Here is a 20425-nt window from a genome sequence, read left to right on the forward strand (position 1 = left end):
CCTCCGCAAGCGGAGGCGGGGCGGTGCTGACGCACCGCCAGATTCCCGCGCGGGCGCGGGAATCGACGGGCCGCAAGCGGCCCGTTGGAGAGGGTCCCGGCGCAGGCGCCGGGACGGTGACGCTGACGCGTCACCAGATGCCCGCGCTGGCGCGGGCATCGACGGGCCTGGGGCCCGTTGGGGTGTCCGCTTGCGCTCCCACCCCGGGACCTTCCGGCAAGCCTCCAGGTCCTGGGCCCGCTGTCGCGGGCCGGCTGGCGACGGTGAAGGGGGTGATGTGGTCTGCCGGGTGCGGATCGGGGGTGGGGTGAGGGGGCGATTTCGCCGTGATGCCGTCGCGGACTGTGTGGGCGCGGTACAGTCTTCTGTGTGCATCACTGCGGATGTGATGCGTGTAGGTGTGTAGGATCCCGAGAACATCGCCACCCCCTCCCCGGCGGGTCTGCCCGCCGCTTCGAGTTCAGCGGAGTACCGAATGCAGAAGTCCGGTGACATCGTGCTGCGTCCTCACCAAGAGGAGGCGGTGGAGGCCATTGTCCGGGGGCTGGATATCCCGCCGGGGAAGCGGATTCCGGAGGCGGGACTAAGGGCTACGGTCATTTCCGCGTGCGGGACCGGGAAGACTTTTATCGCCGCGGCGGCGGCGCTCCGGCTGGCGCGGCACGGGCGGGTCCTGGTGCTGCTGCCGACGCTCGATCTGCTGACGCAGACGGTGCGGGAGTGGCGGCTCGCCGGGCACACCGGGCCGGCTGTCGCGGTCTGCTCCCTGGAGGACGACCCGCAGTTGTGGCAACTCGACGTGCGGACCACGACGTCGGCACCGCAGCTCGGGCTCTGGCACGGGCGCGGCCCCGTCACGGTGTACGCGACCTACGCCTCCCTGCCTGTGATCGCCGAGGCTCACGAGGGCGCGTACGGGCTGCCGATGGACGTCTTTGACCTGGTAATCGTGGACGAGGCGCACCGAACTTCCGGGTCGGCGGGGAAGGCGTGGGCGGATGTCCACCGCCAGGAGGTCATCCCCGCGATGCGCCGGCTCTACATGACCGCGACACCCCGGATCTGGATGGAACGGCCCCCGCGGTCCCGGGCGCAGGAGCGGGAGCAGGAGGAGGCCCGCCGGCGCGCGTCGGAGGAGGAGCGTCGGGAGCGGGAGGAGGCTGAGGCGGAGGGGCGGGTGTACGTCTCCCGGCCGCGGTGGGACCGGCTGCCGAAGGACCTCGCGTGCTCGATGGACGATCCGACGGTGTTCGGGCCGGTTGTTTATGAGCTTTCGCTTGGTTCGGCTATTTCGCGGGGGCTTTTGGCGAAGTATCAGATTGTGGTGGCGGAACTCACTGACCCTGTTGTTACTCCGCAGCGGCTGAATAGTGAGGAGCGGTATGAGGAGCAGTTGCGGGGGCAGCGGCTGGCGGCGACGCAGACCGCGTTGCTGGAGACGATGGCGGCGTACGGGCTGCAGACGACCATCACGTTCCACCACCGCACGGTGGAGGCGGAGGCCTTCGCCGCAGGTCTGGAGCGGGTCGCCGCGCGGCTGCACGCCGTCGACCCGGGGCGGCATCCGGAGCGGGTGTGGTCGGGGTGGCTGTGCGGGGAACACGAGGGTTCCCACCGGCAGTCCGTGCTCGCGGAATTCGGGCGCAGGGCAGGGCGTGCCGTGCTCAGTAATTGTCGAGTCCTGGGCGAGGGCGTCGATATTCGGGCCACCGACAGCGTGGCCCTGATCGATCCGAAGGGGTCGGCTGTCGATATTGTCCAGGCGATCGGTCGGGCTTTGCGGCAGAAGCCCGGTGAGGGGAAGATGGCCACCCTGATCGTGCCCGTGTTTTTGCGGGAGGGTGAAAAGCCGGAGGACATGCTTTCGTCGGATTCCTACCGCCCGCTGGTGCGAATTTTGGCAGGACTGCGGGCACATGATGAAAAGGCCGTGGAAATGCTCGCTATTCCACAGGAGAATCAGAAAAGGATCGTAGACCCCTCCCAGCCGGTCGGGAAGGCGCCGGAGGACGGCGAGGAGGAGTCGCGACTGCTGTTGCGATTCGCGACCCCGCGGGACCCGGCGTTGATCGCGAAGTGGATCAACTACCAGGTGATCAACACCGAGCGGCAGGACTGGCGTCGGGGCGCCGAGGCGGCGTACCGGTACCGGCAGCGCGAAGGGGACCTGGACGTCCCGTACGAGCACGTCGAGACCGCGGGGACGTTCCCCCTCGGCAGGTGGCTGTCGGACCAGCGGCGCGCGTACCGGGCCGGGACCATGACCGGGGAACGGGCGGCCGAGCTGGAGGAGCTGGGGGTCGTGTGGGACACCGCCGACGCCGGCTTCGAGGCCAACCTCGGGGCGGCGCGGGCCTACTACGACCTCCACGGGAGCCTCGCGGCGCCGCGGGGCGCAGCGATCATGGACGTCCAGGTCGGGCAGTGGCTCACGAACATCCGCCGCCCCGGCGGGCTCGGGAAGGACCCCGTACGCGCGGAGCGTCGGGCGGCGTCGCTGGCCGCGGTCGATCCGGACTGGAACCCGGCCGAACGCGGGTGGACGGTGGACTGGCAGCGGCACTACGCCTACCTGGCGCAGCTCCTCGCCGAGGGCGCCCGCCTGACCGCGGTCGTGCCCGGTGTGACCCGGCACGGAGACGACGTGGGGCGGTGGCTCGCCGCGCAGCGCAGGAACTGGGGCCGGCTGAACGCCGAGCAGCAGCGGCGGCTCGCCGAACTCGGCGTGAAGAAGGCCTCACGGGCCCGTACGGCCGCGCCGAAGACGACCACGAAGTCCGGGCCGCGGGCGGGCGGGGAGGCTTTCCAGAAGGGCCTGCAGGCCCTGGCGCAGTACGTGGCGCGGGAGGGCCGGATGCCGGGGCGCGGCGCGGTCGAGGAGCTCCCCGACGGCCCTCACCGTGTGGGCATCTGGGTCGGGAACCAGAAGGCCCGCCGCGACCGGCTCGACACCGCCCAGCTCGGCGCGCTCGCCGAGCTGGGCGTGGACTGGGCGCGGTAGGCGCCGTCGGGGTGGCTGCCGGTCGGCAGATGCTGTGTACGGTCCCGCTCCGGGCCCCGTACCCGCCCCGCGCGGGGGTGTTACGGGCGGTCGGTCCTCTTCAGCGGGGGGCGCAGCAGGGTGCCCGCGAGGAGGAGCACGCCGAGGATCTGCAGCCAGAGTCCCGCGCCCGCTGCTGCTGCGTTCTGGAACCAGCGGGCGGTCGGGGTGGTGGCCGGTGAGGTGCCGTCGGCCAGCCAGTACCAGAGCTGCCCGGCCACGATCAGCACGACGCCGGCCACCAGGCAGCTCACCTCCCGAGCACTCAGCACCGGCCACCGGCCCCTGGAGGCCTGCCCGGTCGTGTTGTCCACCATCGGCTCTTCCTTCTCCCCTGCGTCGGCCCTGCCCCCGGTACAAGGCCTTGACCGCCTTCGAGGTCACGGCCGGACCCCGGACCCTCCTACCGGGCCGTGACGCTGAGCACGCCGTTGTCGTCCCGCCGACCGGACCGGGATCTGGATCGGGAACATGAAGGCCCGCCGGGACCGGCTCGACCCCGGCGCAGCTCGCCATACTCGCCGACCTCGGCGTCGACTGGGCCTCGTCGTGCTGGGTCGATCGTTTCTGAACGGGCTGTCCACATCTGTCCATTCGGCGATCCGGGACCGTGATGGTGGGTCTATGAACATCATCGACAACGTCGTCTCCGGAATCGTCCTCGCGTTGGTCTTCGGGGCCGCTCGGCAGGCCCGAGTCGTATGGCGCAGGCGCCGTACGGCGCGCGCCGCGGGGGGCGGGTCCCTGGACACGCAGACGGCGGCGCACGAGCCGGTGAACAATGAGTCGGCCGCTTCGGCGGGGAAGGAGTAGGGACCGTGGGACGTGCAGGAGACATCACGCCGCCGGAGCTGCCGCCGGGTGCTCGTCGGGATTTCAACCGGGCCCTGCACCACCTGTACCGCCGGGCGGGGCGGCCCAGCATGAGGACGATCGCTGCGGCGCGGGGCTTCAGCCACGGCGCGGTGCAAAACGCCTTCGGGCTGCCGAAGGTGCCCAGCTACGAGGTCATGGAAGCCGTCACCGGGTACTTGACCGAGCAGGTCAGGGACTGGGGCCGGGACGCGAACCACAAGGACCCGATCGGCAAGGAGCTGCTGCGGCTGGAGAAGCTGTGGCACCAGGCGCAGTACGAAGCCGACCGGGTCGCCGCCCAGGGCGCTCCGCCGGACATGTCCGAGTACACGCGGGACCTGCTGTACGGGCTCAGCCCGGCCTGCTCCATCCCGACGTGCGGCAAGACCCGGGAGCTGGACCGCCCCTACGACATCGTGGCCCTGGAGGACCCCGACGAGGAGAAGTTCTCGCAGTTCCCGGCCATGCGTCCGACCGGGCTGTCCCCGCAGGCCCCGAACCCCTGGCTCCTGCTCCGCCTGTGCCGCAGCTGCCGGCGGCGGCGCGACGCCGGTGAGTTCACCGGTCAGGAACTGCGTGAGGCCCGGTACCGCCTGGACCGGCTTCCCGGAGCCGCACGGCACTACGCCGCCTACCTCGACCACATCCTGCTCGGCGCCGAACCCGCCCTCGACATGAACGTCGCCGGCTCCGCACTCGCGATCATCATGAACGATCCGGAGATGGCGGCCTCCCCTTACGTCCTGGGCCACGGCCTGATCAAAGTGGACCGCGCCAACGGCTCTCTCGATTGGGGACGGCACCCCTGCGAAGACGAACACCCGCAGGCTGAACAGCCGCCCGGGGACGCGCCCCCCGCCCCTCCGCGACGGGAGCGACGGGGCTGAAGCCCGGCGTGGGTCAGGTGCGCGGGTAGTCGTGGCCCGGTGGCGGGTACTGCCGGCCGGGAAGTTCGGCGACTCCGAAGAGGACGATCCGCTCGAACTCCGACAGCTCCCCCGGCAGGCCGGATCCGTCGTCGGCGGCCTCGTCGATCGCCTTCAGCAGGCGCATCGAGCGCTCCTGGTCCGCCTTCGCGCGTGCCGAGGACGGCCGCACCGGCGCGGGGGCGTCCGGGTCGGGTTCGGCGGGCTGCGGGAGGTGCAGGACGCCCGAGCGCCACGCACCGGCCAGCACCACGATCCCGGCCAGCAGGGTCAGGGCCGTGCCCACGACCTCGTACCCGGACCACTGCGCCCACCAGCCGGCCGTGGCCAGCACAAGCCCCGCCAGCGCGCTGCCACCGGCCCGGCGCTGCCTGCCTGACATCACCATCCGTCTCCCCCTCTTCCTCGCGGTTCTTCCCCGGTCAGGTGCCTGGCGCGGTGCCGGCTTCGCGGGCGGCGTGCCGCTGGACTTCCTCCGACGGCGCGACCAGCGGTCCGGCCGGAGGCGGGGCCGACTGCGGCCGGTGGACGGCGCCCCGGTACAGGGTGGCGACGCCCGCCGTGCCGGACAGGACCGACAGGACGAAGTCCGCCTGCGCCATGCCGAGGTGGCCCGCCCTCCAGGCGGCCGCGAACAGCAGGCCGGTCAGCAGAAAACCTTCGACCGCGATCCGGTCCCGGCCCGGCAGCGCCCACCAGGCCGCCCGCGCCCGCTCCGCCCGCAGGCCCCACAGTCCGGGAGTCTTCGCCGTCACCGCGTACGCCCCGCGCCCCTGGCCGGTGCGGCCTGCTGCCGGTGCGCGGGTACCGCGGCCTCCGCCGGGGCCTGCCGGCCGGGGGCCGCGGCGGCGGGGGTGGTGGTGGAGCGGGAGCGGGCGGCGGCCGCGGAGACCCGGGGCCGGGCGGGGGCCGGCGTACCGGGCGGGGTGGTCAGGGAGGTGAGGGTGGCGTCGACGAGGCGGCCGACCAGGGCGCTGCCGGTGGCTTCCTGCCAGGAGGTGCCGCTGGTGAGGCGGTTCAGGTGCTGGGCGACGGTGTCGGTGCCGTGGTGTTCGCCGAGCTGCTGCATGCGGGCGGCGAGCAGCGGCCACGGGCGTGAGCCGATCAGGAGCCCGGCTTCCTGCTCCGGCAGGACCTGCTTGATCATCGCGACCATCTGGGAGTGCGCGGCCGGTTGCACCCTGAGTTGTTTCAGGGCGCGGGGCCGGTTGCCGAGGTCGAGGTCGCGGGGAATGGTCAGGCCCTCGGTCAGCGGGCCCCATACCCGCTTCGCATCCGAACTCGCAGGAGCGGGCGCGGGAACGGGCGCGGGCGCGCCCGCAGGGGTGGGTGCCGGAGCGGGGACCGGGCGGGCGGGCGCGGCCCACGGGTCACCGGCCGCGCCCATGCGTTCGGCCAGCACATCCCTCGCGGCGCCGACCGCCGCCCCGGGAGCAGGAGCGGGCGCTGCGGGGGCGGGGATCGGTCGGGCGGGCGGTGCCCACGGGTCGTCGGCCGGTACCCGGGCGCCGGCCGCGGGTGCGGGAGCCGGAGCGGCGGCCGCCGGGGCCCCGGTAGGGGCGGTCGGGGCCGTGGTGGGGGCGGGGGTGTTGGCGGCGGCCGCAGTGACCGCGGCGACGGCCTGGTCGACGCCGGCCCCGGCGCGGTGGGCGTCGGTGAGGATCCGGGCGACATCGATCCCGGCGGCGTCGAGGCGGCCCATCGCGGCGGCGATGTCGGGCCAGGCCGGGGAGGCGAGGATCGCGTCGCGGACCAGGCCCTCGGGCATCGACGTGCGCAGGAGGTCGGCCCAGCGGTCGGTGCCCTCGGCCTTGATACGGGCGGCGTTCGCCGTGACGGCCTGGTGGACCCCGGCGGTCATCCGCCCCATCTGCGGCAGGAACACCCCGAGGTCGACGCCGGCCTGCTGCAGGCCGACGAGCTGGCGGGCCATCCGCGGCCAGTCGGTGTCCTGCATCAGCACGGCCAGGATGTCGTCGCCGAGGTGGCCGCGCAGCTGGTCGGCCGACCAGCCCGGCGCCATCTTCTCGGCGTCCTCGCCGAGTTCCTCCTCCCGGCCGGTGAGGCGTTTCTGGGCGGCGCGGCGGACCGCGTCGGAGATGGCCAGCACCAGGCGGTAGGCCATCGCCGCGGTGTGCGCGGCCTCCCCGAGGGCTTCGGCAAACGGCTCGGGCAGCGGCGGGTATCCGGACGTCATCGGCAGCTTCCTCGGATCGGGTTCAGCGCGTACGGGACGGGCCCGGCCGACCGGGTTCAGGGCGCGGCCGGACCGGTACACCGGTAACGGGCGTAGCGGCGGGCAGGCCACGGCCCGGCGTGCGCACCACTCGACCGGTGCGCGGCTTCGTCGTCGGGGGCGGGGTACCGGTAAAGCCGGCTGCCTCGCGCAGCAGGACGGCGGCCTCCGCGGCGGCTCTCGCCTGCGCCCGGTGCTCCTGCGCGCGGTGCCAGAAGGCGGCGGCCTCCACCGCCTCCACCAAAGCGATCAGCAGGGTGAGGACGACCGCGGCGCCTCCCCCGCGGCCGGCACGCGGGGCGTGCTCCAACGCCCGCGCGGCCGAGCGCCATCCGGCACGGGCGCGGCCCTCCAGGGAGCGGGCGCCGGGGGCGCGGGCGGCCTGCTCGAAGGCGTCGGCCGCCGCGCGGACACGGTCACGGACCAGGGCCGGAGAGTGCTCGGCGGCCACCGCCAGGAGGTCGCCGAGCGCGGCGACATCCCCGGCACCATCAGCTTGACCGGCGCGGCCCAGGAGCGCGGAGGCCTCCCGGATCCGGTGTTCGGCCAGCGCCCAGTCGGCCGAGGTGACGGCGGGGGTGAAGCGTTCGCGGACGCGGGGCAGGGACAGGTCGTAGGCGAGCGTCGACCCGGAGAACCACACCAGCCGGCTGCCGCGGTCCGCGCGGTCGCCGGGGAGCGCGACCGCGTAGCCGACCAGGGTGCCGTCGTCACCGTGGCGCTCCCGCACGCGCAGGCCCGCGTCGCGGAGCCGGTCGAGGAAGTCGGCGTCGCCCTGCGCGAGCGCGGCCGCGATGCGGACGGTGCGCTGCAGGGATTCGCGGGCGGTCTCGGCCAGGCCGCGGCGGGCGGCTTTCTCGGCCTCGCCGGTGACCGGGCGGCGGCGCGCGGTCCGGTCGAGCGGCGACATCAGCGTGAGGCCCCAGCGGGCTTCGAAGACGCGGGCGGCGGCGTGCATCGCGGGGATGTCGCCGCGTACACGGGGATGCCGGCCGTCCTGGCGGGCGAGGGTCGCCGCGATGTGGATGTGATCGTCCGCGTGCCGTACGGCGACCCACCGGCAGGCGTGTTCGTCGCCGTGCTCGGCGATGCCCGCGGCGTGCACCATGGCGGCGGCGACCTCCGCCCATTCGGCGTCCGACAGGGTGCGGTCGCCGGCGTGGTTGCGGACCGAGACGTGCCAGACGTGCTCGGCCGGGCGTGGGCCGCGCAAAGCTTCGACGGGGGCGTCCAGGAGCAGTGCCAGGCCGGCGAGCGTCATCCGGCCGGGGTCGCGGGCCGGGCAGGGCAGGTCCGGGTCCCAGGCGGCGATCAGGTGGGGGTCGGTGTGCTCGTCGCGCTCCCCGGGACCGAAGAGGTACTCCAGGAGCTCGACCGTCTCCGACCCGCCCGGCGCCTTCTTCGGCATCACGACCGCGAGCGCCTCTCCCGCATCACCGCGACGGTCGCCTCATCCACGCGGGCCACCGCGTCCAGGGCGCGTGCCACGACGTCGGCGGCTGTGGCCGGACCGCCGGCGGCGGGCGGGTCGGCGGCGGCCAGGGCGCGGAGCGCGGTGACGGTCTCCCGCAGATGGACCCGGGCCGCGATCAGCTCCCGCAACACGTCGCTGGCGTCACGGGAGACCGGCACCAGGGTGTGTTGGGCGACCGCCATCACCTGACGTCCCGCCCACGACGCGGGCGACATCCCCTCCCGCCCCGCGGCCAGCCGTAGGACCTCCAGCTCCGCGTCGTTGAACGACAGATTCACCCGCCGGCCACGCGGCTCGGACGTCAGCCGCTCACGTCGGCGGACCCCACCGGACGACCCCTCAACACCCATCGATAACCACTCCCGAAAAGCGCCCGCAAGGGGCGGCGAATACACCGGGCCCTTCGGTGTCAGTCAGCCCGTACTGTTCCAGTACGCACTAACTGGCTGCCTATTTCTAATGCCTGAAAAATGGTGCAGGACCATGCGCCCGCGAGCCGGGAAACCAGGCGCGCCAACACGCGGGCGACACCGTCCACCCCGCAACCCCGCACCCACCCGCGGGCGCCCACCCCGCAACACCGGCAACCCCACACCAACACCGGCAACCACACACCGCCACCCCGGGCGCGCCCCCCACCGCGACCCCGACCCGACACCACCCACACCCCCGACGCCGGCCACCACACCACCCACACCCCCGACCACCCCCACACCCCCGACCACAAAGAAGCGACGACCACCCCCTGGTTGAACCGCTCTCCACGCGGGTCACCTGCCCTGGCTGGACGCGATGGCAGACCTCGCGAACCACTGGTTTGGCGAACCACCCACCGGCGTAGGCCGATGCTTCATAGGGTGGCGAAATGGCGCGCTCCTGGACTCGACTGCACGAACATCTGGGCCGCCCGATGGGCCCCCTTACCCACGGGATGATCATGGACGCCGTGGCCTCGAAGCTCGGTGAAACGGACGACCTCGACTGGAAGAAGCAGCTGCCCACCTTCGTGCCCAAGCCGGGCATCTGGAACGAGTTCGCCAAGGACGTCACCGCGATGGCGAATACCCGCGGCGGCCTGCTCGTGTACGGGGTCACGGACGACATCGAGGCCGTCGGCATCGACCTCGCCGAGGTGAATGAGCAGCAGCTGACGCAGACCCTCCGCAACGGAGTCCAGCCCTACCTGTCCGGCGTCGACATCATCCCTCTGCCCGCACCGGGTGGGGGCGGTCCCGACTTCCTGATCGTCGACGTGACACCGAGCGAACTCGCGCCGCACTTCCAGTACGGATGGGAGCAGAAGGACAAGGACCGGGCGACCTTCAACGCGCCCTACCGTGTCGGGAGCGAGACCTTCTACATGTCCGAGCATCAAGTCGCGCGTGCCTATCAGGAACGCTTCTCGCGGCAGGCGCGGGCCGAGACAGCTCTCGCCGAACTTGTTCAGCAGGCCGCCTCAGTCGTCCTCGGTGAGTCCGTGCCGGGATGTGCGTGGCTGGTCGTTGCGGGGCGTCCCTCACGGCCGGTGCCGCGCCTGGTGCCCGCTCCGAGCCGTGCCGAGGCCAAGGCCGTCCTGCTCGACGGCGTCAAGACCGCCGCACGGCTTCGGGCTCACAGCGATCCGTACGGGGTCCGCGGCGCTCTGTCCGATCGGCTCAGCAACGGCATGCACGTGGGGCTGCGGCGCTGGGTCGACAGCAACATCCTCGTGCCGGAACTGCGAGGCACACAGGCTGGAGCCATGGTCGAGCTCCACCATGACGGAGGGGTCGTCGTGTGTGTCGACCTGAGTCACCCCATGCCCAGTCAGATAGGCGCGGCCTTGGTCGACACCTGGACGCTTCCCACCGCTCTGGGCGAAGCCGTCGCGGTCATCGACGCCCACCGCCGACGCCGCCTGCTCGACTCCACCGTGGACATCACCGCAGCCATCGTGGCCGACGGCAACAACGGACCAGACTTCCGGTTCCTGGCCTGCGGGTACGACATTGGCCAGCCCCGCGCGATCGAGCGGGCACGGCAGCCCCTACGCGTCATTCCGGCCACCACGGAACTGCCACCGATCGCCGACGACGACGTTCTCCAGGCGACCGGGAAGGAACTCGTCGAAGGGCTGCTGCACCAGTTCGGGATCAACGCGCACTGAGGCCAGGGCACACGCAGGAAGGACCACACACCACGATGGATCTGAGATGCCTCCACCCCGGCTGCGGGCAGAGCTTCAACGCCGCAGCCGGCTACGAGATACGGTCCGCTGCCCATCACGCCTTGGTCGCCGGACACCCCTACGCCGCGTTTCGCGGGGGCAGTCACAGCACCCTCGCGCACTCCGCGCAGAGCGCCGCTTCGACCGGCGTCTACGGTCTCCCCGCCCAGACACCGAAGCGACCGGCGGCCGTCACCGTTCCCGGGCCGTCCCCTACGGCCATCGGGTGCGGGCTCATCGTCACCTTCGCCGTGATCATCGCGCTCGCGGGATCCTGCTCAACCACCGGTAGCAGTGGTCCGCAGAACGACCGCCAGAAGTGCGAGGAACAAAGCTCTCAGAGCGACACCATCCGCTTCGGCGACTGCAAGGGGATGTTCCCCGGCCAGCCCGGCCTCAGCGGATGGGATTGATCTGACACACCCTCATCAGATATCGGCCGAGCGTTCCTCTTCTTGATCAGACGGCTGACCTTTGGGTACCCTCCGGCCAATACGGTGTGTGACGCACGGGAGACATCCTGTGTGCAGTCCGACGGCGCATGGGGGTGGGCTGTGCCTGACTCGATAGCCGTGCCGGTGGGTGTCCAGCCGATCAGCTTCGACGTTCACGCGGTCCGCGGGGGAAGTGCCGGCGGGGCGCGCGACGACTTCGAGTCGATGGTCGTTCAGCTCGCCGCCGCGACGACCCCCGGCGTGCTCGTGCGGTCCGTCGCCGCCAACCCGGGCGACTGGGGTATCGACGCCTTCGCCGGAAATCTCGGTGGGGCGATCACGGTGTGGCAGTCCAAGTACTTCATGCCGATCACCACCAAGAAGCACACGCAGCAGGTCCAGGACTCGCTCGACAACGTGCTGAAGGCAGCCGTCAAGAACGGCCACACCATCGCCAGCTGGATTCTGTGCATCCCCTCCAGCATGGACGGCCCCATGACGGCCTGGTGGGACAAGTGGAAGAAGGCCAAGGAGAACGAGCACAACCTCGTGATCCAGCTCTGGGACGAAACCGCCCTCCGCAAGAAGCTGCTCAGCCCCGAGGGCGACGACGTGCGTCGCGGCTTCTACGAGACCTACGCGCAGGCCGCCCCTTCCCCCGTCGAGCAGCTTCGGCTGGTGCTCGAAGTCGAGGACGACAAGGCGGCCGCTCTCGGCTCCGCGTTGTTCATCCGGCAGATGACCGAGGCCGGTCACGAGGAGCTGGACTCGGCCAAGCGCCAGTTCTTCAATGCCGATCTGGTGGCCCGCGAGATCGCGCACAAGGGCGTGGCGGCAGAGGTGGCGGCGCTCAGCTCGGCCGACGCGACCCTGCACGGGTTGTGGGAGATGCAGTTCAACGAATGCGCCGCCGAGAACATGATCCCGTCTCTGCACTCTCGTGTCTGGCGGGACGTCCGCATTGAGCACGACAAACTGCCGAAGGCTCTGCGCCTGGAGCTCGTACACAGCTGGGGGCTGGTGCACCGGCTGGTGGACAACCGAAAGGCCGGCTGGGTCAAACACTGGCGGCAGATCGCCGCCGAGCACACCGACGGCTGACCGCCGTCTCCTGTCCTGTCAGACCTACGAGGGGTTCGTTGTGGAAGCACACCGGCCGGTGATGATGCCGGAAGACCAGGTGACGTTCCGGCTCGCGCAGCTGCTGCTTCTCCTCGACGCCGTCGCCGGGCAGGACGCGAAGGGGGCGAGCCTGGAGCGCCTGGGCTACTACGACTTCCTGTCGGCGAACCCCTTCCTGGTCGTCGCATCCGACGGCCGGGAGGGCAACCTGCTGAGGCTGGCCGGGTTCGATCCGCAGGTTCTCTCGTACGCGTCGTCCTCGCAGCGCTTCACCAGCCGACGGGAGCGCATCCAGCACGACCTCGCGCTGCTCGTCGCCTACGGGTGCTGCGAGGTCCACAACCGCAACGGCTCCTTCGTCTACTCGATCAGCAACCGCGGCCGGGACCTCGGTGCGCGCTTCACCGCCACGTATGCCGCGTCGTTCACCACGGCGGCGTCCATCGTCGTGCGTCACCTCCGCAAGCTCAGCGACAAGGCACTGCGGGAGCAGACCGCACGCTGGCTGCGGCCGGACGGGGAGGGCGGGCCCGGAGCGGCGCTCCTGAGCGTTCTGGGCTCGGGACCGCAGGCACCTGACATGCCCTGGGAGGGGTGACCGCCATGCAGCCTCTGCCTGGAATCCGGATCCGGCGTCTGCGTCTGGCAGGCGTCAGCCGCACCTACGACGTCGACTTCACCCACGAGCAGCGGGTGCGGGGTCTGTCGGTGGTGGCCGGGGCGTTCAGCTCCGGTAAGACCGCGGTGTTGGAGTTCGTTGCCTACGGCCTGGGTGCGAAGCGTCATCCGCGGCATCCGGAGGTGCTGCGGAAGGTCCGCTCCTGCCTTCTGGAGGTGGAGCTGTCCGGCGAACCGTACGTGATCGAGCGGGCTGTCGGGGAACCGTCGAAGGCCGCCTACGTGCGCCAGGGGACGCTGGACCAGCCGGCGCCGGCCAAGCCTGAGAGCAGGCTCATCGAGCCGGCGGGCTCGCCCGAGAGCCTCTCCGCGCTGCTGCTGGGTCACTGCAAACTCGAAGGCGTCCAGCTGCGGGAGGCCCCGACGAACCGTGAGTCCCGCACCGATCCCCTGAGCTTCCGGGACCTCATGGCGCTGGCGTTCCTGCCGAACGAGCGCATCGCCTCCATGAACTTCCTCTCCGAGAACGAGTTCATGAAGAAGCACAAGCTGAAGCAGGTCGTCGACGTCGTCTTCGGCGTCCACGACGACCGTGCCGTCGAGCTTGGCCAACGCATCAAGGAGCTGGGCAGCCGGCTGACCCAGGCGCGTTCTGAACTCGCCGCGGCCCGCGCCTTCGTCGAAGAACAAGACCTTCCCGTGGGCGACGCGCTCACGACCCAGACCTACGAGAACGAACTGCTGGAGCTGAACGCACAACTCCGGTCCCTGGACGAGAACGGGCAAGCCGACGCCGTCTTCCCCAAGCGTTTGCGCCGCGAGCACCAGCAAGCCGCTCAGCGCGCCCGACGTGCTGCTGGCGCCGTACGCGACTGCGAGACACAGCTCGCCCGCATGATGCCGCTGCGGGCGCAGTACGCGGATGACCTCGTCAAGCTCAACATGCTGGCCGAGGCGCAGCGCCTGTTCGACCCCTTGAGCGTCACGACCTGTCCTGCCTGCCTGCACAGGCTTCCTTCTCCCCCCTCGGTGGAGAACGGGGTCTGCGGCCTGTGCAGCCACGAGCTGCCCGGCGACGACGGGCACCTGACGCTCGGTACCTCCGACGCTGAGCGCTCGCAGGATGAGGGGCGGCTGAACGTCGCTTCCGAGATCAGGGCCACCAAAGCCCGTCTGAAGGAGATCACCGACTACGTCGAAGGCCTCGACAGCTCCCTCGCGGCCCTGAAGCTCCGGGCGGAGGACGCCGAACTCGCCGAGGAGCAGGCCGCCGCCGCAGTCGACCAGGCGACGAGGCCCAGGGTCACCCCGTTCCTCGCCGCTCGTGACGACCTCCAGCGCCGGCGCGAGGACCTCCTGCGTCACCTTCAGCACGCCGAGAGCGCAGCCAGGCTCCAGGGCGGGCTGGAGAAGCGGGCCGCGCTGGTGGAACGGCACGAGACGCAGATCGCCCGCCTGCGGGAGGAACTCGACCGGCTGGGTGATGCCGCGCAGGACCGTGACCTGGTTGTCGGCCGCATCAGCGTCCGGTACAGCGAGCTGCTGCGGCAGTGGCGCTATCCGAAGCTCAGCCAGCCCATGATCGACACGAACCTCGTCCCGTACGTGCGCGGCGACTCCTACCGCGAGGCCTCATCCGGCGCCCGGACGCTCCTGACCCTGGCCTGGCAGCTCGCCGTCTTCGAGGTGGCCGTCGAATCCTCGGCCGCCCACCCCGGCTTCCTCATGATCGACAGCCCGCAGAAGAACCTCGGCCACAGCGGCACCCGGGACGCGGCGATCGCCGACGCGATCGCCATCGACGACTTCTACCGCCACCTGACCAGCTGGCTGGCGGAACAGGGCTCCGGGGCGCAGGTGATCATCGTCGACAACAGCCCGCCGCGACTCGTGGAGGACAACGTCGTCGTACGGTACAGCCGCAGCGAGGAACGGCCTCCCTACGGCCTGATCGACGATGAGACCACAACGGACGAGGGCGACGGGGACGAACGACTGGCTCACCCCGGCCAGGCCTGACAGCCACCCCGCGGAGCAGCATCCCGCCACGGACGTGGGGTGCCTCGGCGCTATCTCGGGCCGCGGGTCCGCTGCACGTTCCGGGTGTCGTACTGCGCGACCCACTCGGCGACGTCGTAGCAGTCGGCCGGCGGGAAGGCGACATCGGGCACAAGCCGGAGCGCCTCGGGGATGTCCGCGCCCGGGTGCACCTCGCGGACGTGATCTCGGGCGCGAGCCAGCGCCCGGTCCAGCCGGCCGCCGTCCAGGACCAGCTCACCGAACGCCCCGCACAGGGCGCACCGGACGTACGTCACCTCGACCGCGGTCCGCATCCCGAACGGCAACCGCTCCACCATCTCCATGCCCTGCCCAACGCAGCCGGGTCACGCCGGACACCGGCAACACGGGCGGAAGTAGGGGTGGGGCGGCCCGGGGGTACTGCAGCCCCCAGAGCGCTCTGGGCCCCGGGCCTCACCCGAGCACGCCATATCGGCACGGGCTACCCGGACCCTAGCCTGATCGGCAGCCCCGCTCATGCGGGGCCGCCGATCCGGTCGCCTGACGCGGTTCGGGCAGCCGGGACCCGGGCAGACCCGGGAGATGAAGTTCCCGGGGCGGTGTGCGGCCCTGCTGGACAACAACCACCGGCCGAGCCGGCCGTCATCTCACATATGGCGGTAGCTGTTCAGATACCGGCGTGCGGCGGCCTCGCTCGTGCCGAGCGCGGTCGCGACCGTCTCGATCCGGATCCGGCCGACCTGCACCGCCAACGCCGCGTCCGCACCCACCCCGGCGATCAGGTACCTCAGGTCCGCGAGGGCTTTCAGCGCCACCAGCGGATCCTTCACCGCAGCAGTCTCCAGGTTCTCCATCAGGGCGGTCAGCAGGGCGGTCAGCGGTTCGGGGAGGGGGACGGCGGCGTCGCGGACCACGGTGAGGTGGGCCTGGTAGTCCGCGACCGGCCCAGCCAGATCAACGTCCGCCTCGTACAGGGGCGTCTGGTCGTCCAGCGTCGTCCAGTCGAGCGGGTACTCGGCCGCGCCCCTCCATCCGCACGCGCAGGCACCGCGCAGGAGAGCGGCCTTCGGGCGGCCGAACCGGCCGTCATACGCGTGCCACTCCGTCGACGACGGCACGTACGATCCGCTGCCGACGTCGAAGTACGCCGGCCCCGGCTCGCTGCCGTCCTCCAGCAACACTCCCACCGAGCCGGCGTGCGCCGCACCCAGGTCCCTCAGCGTCTGATCCACCGTGCCCCGCCCCTTCCCCACGCCACGACGGCCTGTGCCCGCCGGATCGGTGTCGGCGCCTGGCCGGTTCCAGCGTGCCGCACCCACCCGGCCGCGCGCCCCGTATCCGCCAAAGCGCCACCCCAAGGGGCTGTGTGGCGCGGGCTGACCGGGCTCGCCGGCGTGGCAGCCGCCAGAGCGGGGATTCCGGGCACGGGCAAGGGTGAGCAGCTGTGGTCGATGCCGGTGCGCGGCCGGGGTCAACGGGCGTAGCGTGGTGGGGTATGAGCGAGGTTGTGGAAGCCAGGGGTCCGAAGGTTCCGCCGAGTTTTCCTCCGAAGTCGCCGCCGCCGCAGAAGAAGCCGGTGGAGCCGCCGCGGCCGCAGCCGGCGACGAAGCCGAAATCGCTCACCGGCGTGCCGCCCCGGCTGGTCGTCACCAGCCGGCGGGCGCGGGTGCTGGCGTTTCGCGCGGACCGGTGGGCGGCGAAGAAGGCCGCCGCACAGGCAGCGCTGGCCGTAGCCGAGTGGGACTACCCGCTGCTGGACGAGCACGACTTCCTCAAGACCGTCCACGGCCTCGTGGACACGGCCGTGACGGCCGGCGGGAAACGCGTCAGCGTCCACCTCGCCGACCAGGACGACAAGATCCTCGTCATGGCCCTCAACCACCAAGCCGCCGGACAGGGGTCGGCGGGAGCCGTGCCCGCGGAGGTGGCGGTACTGCGCACCGTGGAGGCGTGCGGCGCCCATACCGACCACGACGGCCACGCCTGGTGGGCACTCCTCGACGCCCGGCCCCGACCGAAGAAGCGCCTGGCGTAGCAGGGAATCGGAGTGCACCCGGACTCGTGTATGCGGTCGTTGGTCCGGGGCCGGGGTGGATGCTGTCGACCGGGGCGCTGAGCGGCGGCGTGTGACGGCGGCCGGATTCCTGCCCGCGGTCGACAGCGCCACGGGGGCCGGGAGCAGCCCGTCCGAGGACGGCTCCCAGCAGTGGCCATTGCACCCCTCTTCCGGTTCAGGCCCGGCGTTGACGCGCGGAAATGGGTGTGAGCCGCACCCGGACAGGTGCTCGTGGTCTGGGTGCGGCTCGGCCGGGGGGTCAGAAGGAGACGTCGAAGTAGTCGATGTCGGTGAACTCGACCCGGAGTTCGTCGGCGCGGGTGCCGCCGTCCTTGAAGTAGATCTCCTGCAAGCCCTCGGCGACGATCCCGCGTAGGTCACGGTCGTCGGCGCCTCGGGCGCGGGCGTCGAAGAGACGCTGGGCGTAGGCGGGTGGGAGGTGGACGGTGAGGCGGCGTACGCGGCCGTCGTCGGTGGTGCCGATGGGTGCGGTGTAGCCGAAGCGGGCGCGGGTCTCGACGGTGATGCCGGTGCTGGTGGCGGCTTCCTTGCGGCGGCGGCCACGGACCACGGGCTGCCAGCGGGCCCGTACGGCTCCCTCGATGCGGTCCGCCACCGCCTTCGGCGGGGTCTTGCGGTCGCCCTTGCGGTAGCGCTCGACGGACCGCTGGCTGACGCCGAGCTCGGCGGCGACCGCCCTGGTGGACTTGAGCTGCTTGAGCAGGAAGTTGATCCGGCCCTTCAGCGTCTTGGGCGGGTCCTTGGTGAACGCCTCCTGGTCGGCTCGGCCGATGGCGTCCTCGATCTCTCCCACAGCGGTTCAGCTCCTGACAGGTGTCCGGGTCGTACACGGTGAGCGGTCTGTCGGGTGGGCCTCCGGCACGTCGCCGCCGGAGGCCACACCGGGTTCTCGTTGCCTATTCGCCGTCGTCGAGGACGGCGTCGCCGCCCTTGATGTGGCGGGCGGGGTTGAGGCCCTTCTCCATCAGGTCCACCGCCCACCCCATCCCCTGCACCCCTTCCAGCTTGGCCAGACCGGGGGTCGGGCCGAGGCGGAAGCCGCCCATCAGCGGCTTGCCCGACGCCGCGTACGGCAGGAAGTCCAGCGGCGAAGCGCCCGGGGACGGGTAGACGACGCAGTCCGAGAGGACCGCGAGGGGGAACAGGCCGGTCAGCTTCACCATGTTGGTCAGCTTGCGGTGCATGTTGACCCGCGCCTTCGAGATCACGGCCGCCCGGATGTCCGGCCGCCACGTCGGGCGCTGCATCGCGGGCCAGGGCTCGCCGTCCCGGTAGGTGCGGCCCTGAGGGCGTTCGCGGAGCTTGCCGATGCCGCCCTTGACCGTCGCCTTGATCGCCGCGAGGACCGCGGCCATCCCGGGGTCGGCCTGCTTGTGATGCTCCATCGCCGCCAGGAACTCGGCGTCCGTGAGATCCGCCGTGACGCCGAGATCGGCGAGAGTGTCCATGTACGCGGTCTTGAGGCGGTCGTGCCACGGGTCGAGGTACGCCCCGGTCTCCCGGCGCAGGTAGGCCTCGATCGGCTGGACGTCGTGGCCGAGTTCCTGGGCGTAGGCGAGGGTGTGGGTCTGGTACCAGGCAGGCCCCGTCGGCCGGGTGCCGTCCGGGGTGAACGGCGACGGCAGACGCGGGTCGAGGTCGACGTGGGAGAGGTCCGCGAGCCAGGACCCGGGGATCTTCTTGTTGAACACCGGCCCGTGGAAGTGGTCCGGTGCCGACAGGCCCACCGTCAGCCGCGCGGCGGCCGCCAGGAACGCGGTGTTCAGGTCCAAGCCGACCGCGTACGGGAGGAGGCACTCCTCGTCGGAGAGGAGGGCGGGGTCGCGGACCCACTGGTAGGCCTCCTCGTTCAGGAAGCCCGCGTTCCAGCCGGACCGGACGACGACGGGGTGTTCGGCGATCGCCTCCGGGGGCGCCGGGTCCATCGGGTCCGTTCCGAGGCTGCCCGGGTTGTGGCCCGACACCCAAGTCCCGTTCTCCTGCACGGCCCGGGTGGGCGGGCGCAGGGCGGTCATCAGTTCCAGGCCGGAGACGGCGGTGGAGCCGCGGGGGGTGATCACCCGCTGGGCATACACGCCGAGGACGCGGACGATATCGGCCGGGGCCAGCTCGGCGACGCCGGGCCAGGAACGGGTGTCGAGGGCGTCCCAGGACAGGACCGCGAGCTGCACGCACTGCCGTGCGCTGCCCTGGGCCTTGCGGTAGATCCGCGCCCACGGGCCGAAACCGCGCTGCGTGAGCTGCCACTTCGCCTTCCCGATCTGCTTCACCACCGGGTGGTCCTCCGCAAGCCGCAGTGAGCGGCGCTCCTCACCGCCCTCCAGCCGCTCCGGGAGTCCGAGCTTCACGGCGGCGGAGCCGGTGAGCACGATCAGCGGGTCGGAGTCCTTGCCGTTGCGGTTCAGGCGCGCAGCCCCGAGCCCTGACTCCTTCAGCGTCCACTCCACCAACTCCGTGATGGTGGTGGCGGGGCAGTCCAGCACGACCCCGCCTGCGGCGTAGGCGCTGCCGTCGCCATCGAGGACGGCGAGCGGGCCGTGGGGGAAGCGGGGATCGGCCGGGGTAGTGGCGGGCTTGGCGGCCTTCTTCGCGGCGGGACGCCGTGACGTCGCCGCCGGACGGGCCGGGTCCTCGGCAACAGCCGGACCGCTGGGCTCGGCTGACGGGACAGCCAGCGCGGGCGTGCCGGAGAGGGCGGCGGGAATGGGCGTGTTCGGGCGGGTGGGGTGCTGGGTGGCCCAGCCGTCCAGCAGCCGCTGATAGGCCTGACGGCGCGGCGGGCGCGGTTCGGAACGGCCCGCTTCCCAATTCTTCACCGACTGGGTCGTGGTCTGCAGGACCTGGGCAAGACGCGCCTGGGTGATACCGGCCGCCTCGCGCAGCCGGGCCCGCTCGGCCGGCGGCGGCATCTCGGGCTCACCGGTCAGCAGGGCATCCACGGCCGCGAACAGCTCATCCTCGGTTGGCATACACCAACCCTAGCATGCCTTAACCTCAGATTCCGATATTTCTTACCTCTGGATTTAACTTCGGATGATTGCTGACGCGCGAGCGGGTGGTGGGTGACCCGTTGCAGCGAGGGTTGAGCGCTGTCACCGAAGGTTGTGCGACCTGTCCTGCAAGGTGGTCACGAGTGCCGGGAGGCTGCCGGTTGTACGCAAGCCGGCCGCCACGCGCGGTCCTGGGCGAAGGGCGCTGCCCCGTCTGCCACCCCGACTCGTGACCGCCCCCGAACGCAACCTGACCGAACCCTCTATCGAGTGACCCTGACGAGCTCAAGGACTGGCTGGTCACCCGCGGCAGGGACTAACAGACGAGGACTATGAACCGTTCCGGGTTCGGTAGAGAGCTCAGATGTTGGTTGTGACCTGGGGTTTCGTGGTGCTCAGGTAGTGGTTGGTTTCGTATTCGGCGGGCG

19 protein-coding genes are annotated in these 20425 nt (G+C 71.5%); 9 read left to right on the forward strand and 10 right to left on the reverse strand.

Translation table 11 applies throughout. The annotated features are described in order from the left end of the window. The first annotated feature begins 475 nt into the window (after window positions 1-475). Window positions 476-3001, forward strand: coding sequence for a Helicase associated domain protein (locus tag ACIQK6_RS42175; RefSeq protein WP_402697719.1), 2526 nt, complete (start codon window positions 476-478; stop codon window positions 2999-3001). 80 nt (window positions 3002-3081) lie between these two features. Here the strand turns inward: ACIQK6_RS42175 and ACIQK6_RS42180 are convergent, their stop codons facing one another. Further along, window positions 3082-3357 (reverse strand): hypothetical protein, encoded by a 276-nt coding sequence (locus ACIQK6_RS42180; protein WP_329094617.1) that lies wholly within the window; start codon window positions 3355-3357, stop codon window positions 3082-3084. A gap of 307 nt (window positions 3358-3664) precedes the next feature. Here ACIQK6_RS42180 and ACIQK6_RS42185 point away from each other — a divergent pair, with 307 nt between their 5' ends. Together ACIQK6_RS42185 and ACIQK6_RS42190 are read left to right on the forward strand one after the other, a co-directional pair. Beyond that, window positions 3665-3853: a hypothetical protein gene (locus ACIQK6_RS42185; protein WP_329094619.1), complete on the forward strand. Its 189-nt coding sequence runs from the start codon at window positions 3665-3667 to the stop codon at window positions 3851-3853. 5 nt (window positions 3854-3858) lie between these two features. Beyond that, the gene (locus ACIQK6_RS42190; RefSeq protein ID WP_329094620.1) at window positions 3859-4782 is read left to right on the forward strand and encodes a hypothetical protein; all 924 of its coding nucleotides are present in this window, start codon (window positions 3859-3861) and stop codon (window positions 4780-4782) included. A 13-nt stretch (window positions 4783-4795) separates the two neighbouring features. Here the strand turns inward: ACIQK6_RS42190 and ACIQK6_RS42195 are convergent, their stop codons facing one another. The 5 genes from ACIQK6_RS42195 to ACIQK6_RS42215 are packed head-to-tail and all read right to left on the reverse strand — an operon-like array spanning window position 4796 to window position 8809. Beyond that, the gene (locus tag ACIQK6_RS42195) at window positions 4796-5203 is read right to left on the reverse strand and encodes a hypothetical protein (protein WP_329094621.1); all 408 of its coding nucleotides are present in this window, start codon (window positions 5201-5203) and stop codon (window positions 4796-4798) included. Window positions 5204-5243: 40 nt separating this feature from the next. Further along, entirely contained in the window at window positions 5244-5576 is a 333-nt protein-coding gene (locus tag ACIQK6_RS42200) for a hypothetical protein (RefSeq protein ID WP_329094623.1), read from the reverse strand. Further along, window positions 5573-7018 carry a hypothetical protein gene (locus tag ACIQK6_RS42205; RefSeq protein ID WP_329094625.1) on the reverse strand — a complete coding sequence of 482 codons (1446 nt, stop codon included), beginning with the start codon at window positions 7016-7018 and terminating at the stop codon, window positions 5573-5575. The genes ACIQK6_RS42200 and ACIQK6_RS42205 overlap by 4 nt, the downstream gene beginning before the upstream one ends. A gap of 22 nt (window positions 7019-7040) precedes the next feature. Continuing rightward, window positions 7041-8468: a mobilization protein gene (locus ACIQK6_RS42210; RefSeq protein ID WP_329094627.1), complete on the reverse strand. Its 1428-nt coding sequence runs from the start codon at window positions 8466-8468 to the stop codon at window positions 7041-7043. Continuing rightward, window positions 8465-8809 (reverse strand): hypothetical protein, encoded by a 345-nt coding sequence (locus ACIQK6_RS42215; protein WP_329094629.1) that lies wholly within the window; start codon window positions 8807-8809, stop codon window positions 8465-8467. Before ACIQK6_RS42215 ends, ACIQK6_RS42210 begins: the two co-directional genes overlap by 4 nt. 587 nt (window positions 8810-9396) lie before the next feature. On the opposite strand from ACIQK6_RS42215, the gene ACIQK6_RS42220 reads away from it, so the two are divergent. The 5 genes from ACIQK6_RS42220 to ACIQK6_RS42240 all read left to right on the forward strand — a co-directional run bounded on the left by ACIQK6_RS42220 (window position 9397) and on the right by ACIQK6_RS42240 (window position 14930). Next, window positions 9397-10677, forward strand: coding sequence for an ATP-binding protein (locus ACIQK6_RS42220; protein WP_329094630.1), 1281 nt, complete (start codon window positions 9397-9399; stop codon window positions 10675-10677). Window positions 10678-10712: 35 nt separating this feature from the next. Then, a complete protein-coding gene (locus ACIQK6_RS42225) occupies window positions 10713-11150 on the forward strand; it encodes a hypothetical protein (protein ID WP_329094631.1) in 438 nt (145 codons plus the stop codon). A gap of 141 nt (window positions 11151-11291) precedes the next feature. Further along, entirely contained in the window at window positions 11292-12272 is a 981-nt protein-coding gene (locus ACIQK6_RS42230; RefSeq protein WP_329094634.1) for a serine/threonine protein kinase, read from the forward strand. A gap of 40 nt (window positions 12273-12312) precedes the next feature. Next, window positions 12313-12891: an ABC-three component system middle component 2 gene (locus ACIQK6_RS42235; protein WP_329094636.1), complete on the forward strand. Its 579-nt coding sequence runs from the start codon at window positions 12313-12315 to the stop codon at window positions 12889-12891. A gap of 5 nt (window positions 12892-12896) precedes the next feature. After that, window positions 12897-14930, forward strand: coding sequence for a DNA recombination protein RecN (locus ACIQK6_RS42240; RefSeq protein ID WP_402697724.1), 2034 nt, complete (start codon window positions 12897-12899; stop codon window positions 14928-14930). 50 nt (window positions 14931-14980) lie between these two features. Here ACIQK6_RS42240 and ACIQK6_RS42245 read toward each other — a convergent pair whose 3' ends face one another. Together ACIQK6_RS42245 and ACIQK6_RS42250 are read right to left on the reverse strand one after the other, a co-directional pair. After that, window positions 14981-15274, reverse strand: a complete 294-nt coding sequence (locus ACIQK6_RS42245; RefSeq protein WP_402697726.1) for a hypothetical protein — start codon at window positions 15272-15274, stop codon at window positions 14981-14983. A 303-nt stretch (window positions 15275-15577) separates the two neighbouring features. Then, window positions 15578-16162 carry a hypothetical protein gene (locus ACIQK6_RS42250; RefSeq protein ID WP_329094642.1) on the reverse strand — a complete coding sequence of 195 codons (585 nt, stop codon included), beginning with the start codon at window positions 16160-16162 and terminating at the stop codon, window positions 15578-15580. A 263-nt stretch (window positions 16163-16425) separates the two neighbouring features. Here ACIQK6_RS42250 and ACIQK6_RS42255 point away from each other — a divergent pair, with 263 nt between their 5' ends. Then, window positions 16426-16965 carry a hypothetical protein gene (locus tag ACIQK6_RS42255; protein WP_329094643.1) on the forward strand — a complete coding sequence of 180 codons (540 nt, stop codon included), beginning with the start codon at window positions 16426-16428 and terminating at the stop codon, window positions 16963-16965. Window positions 16966-17245: 280 nt separating this feature from the next. On the opposite strand, the gene tpg is transcribed toward ACIQK6_RS42255, so the two are convergent. Then, the gene (tpg, locus tag ACIQK6_RS42260) at window positions 17246-17800 is read right to left on the reverse strand and encodes a telomere-protecting terminal protein Tpg (protein WP_329094645.1); all 555 of its coding nucleotides are present in this window, start codon (window positions 17798-17800) and stop codon (window positions 17246-17248) included. 103 nt (window positions 17801-17903) lie between these two features. Next, window positions 17904-19976 carry a telomere-associated protein Tap gene (tap, locus tag ACIQK6_RS42265; RefSeq protein ID WP_329107374.1) on the reverse strand — a complete coding sequence of 691 codons (2073 nt, stop codon included), beginning with the start codon at window positions 19974-19976 and terminating at the stop codon, window positions 17904-17906. Window positions 19977-20425: the final 449 nt, after the last annotated feature.

This window comes from Streptomyces sp. NPDC091682, from assembly GCF_044756625.1.
Classification (GTDB): domain Bacteria; phylum Actinomycetota; class Actinomycetes; order Streptomycetales; family Streptomycetaceae; genus Streptomyces.

Coding starts and splice junctions, on each gene's coding strand:
- ACIQK6_RS42175 (WP_402697719.1), top strand. CDS start 476: ATGCAGAAGTCCGGTGACATCGTGCTGCGTCCTCACCAAGAGGAGGCG.
- ACIQK6_RS42180 (WP_329094617.1), bottom strand. CDS start 3,357: ATGGTGGACAACACGACCGGGCAGGCCTCCAGGGGCCGGTGGCCGGTG.
- ACIQK6_RS42185 (WP_329094619.1), top strand. CDS start 3,665: ATGAACATCATCGACAACGTCGTCTCCGGAATCGTCCTCGCGTTGGTC.
- ACIQK6_RS42195 (WP_329094621.1), bottom strand. CDS start 5,203: ATGTCAGGCAGGCAGCGCCGGGCCGGTGGCAGCGCGCTGGCGGGGCTT.
- ACIQK6_RS42205 (WP_329094625.1), bottom strand. CDS start 7,018: ATGACGTCCGGATACCCGCCGCTGCCCGAGCCGTTTGCCGAAGCCCTC.
- ACIQK6_RS42220 (WP_329094630.1), top strand. CDS start 9,397: ATGGCGCGCTCCTGGACTCGACTGCACGAACATCTGGGCCGCCCGATG.
- ACIQK6_RS42225 (WP_329094631.1), top strand. CDS start 10,713: ATGGATCTGAGATGCCTCCACCCCGGCTGCGGGCAGAGCTTCAACGCC.
- ACIQK6_RS42240 (WP_402697724.1), top strand. CDS start 12,897: ATGCAGCCTCTGCCTGGAATCCGGATCCGGCGTCTGCGTCTGGCAGGC.
- ACIQK6_RS42245 (WP_402697726.1), bottom strand. CDS start 15,274: ATGGAGATGGTGGAGCGGTTGCCGTTCGGGATGCGGACCGCGGTCGAG.
- ACIQK6_RS42255 (WP_329094643.1), top strand. CDS start 16,426: ATGAGCGAGGTTGTGGAAGCCAGGGGTCCGAAGGTTCCGCCGAGTTTT.
- tap (WP_329107374.1), bottom strand. CDS start 19,976: ATGCCAACCGAGGATGAGCTGTTCGCGGCCGTGGATGCCCTGCTGACC.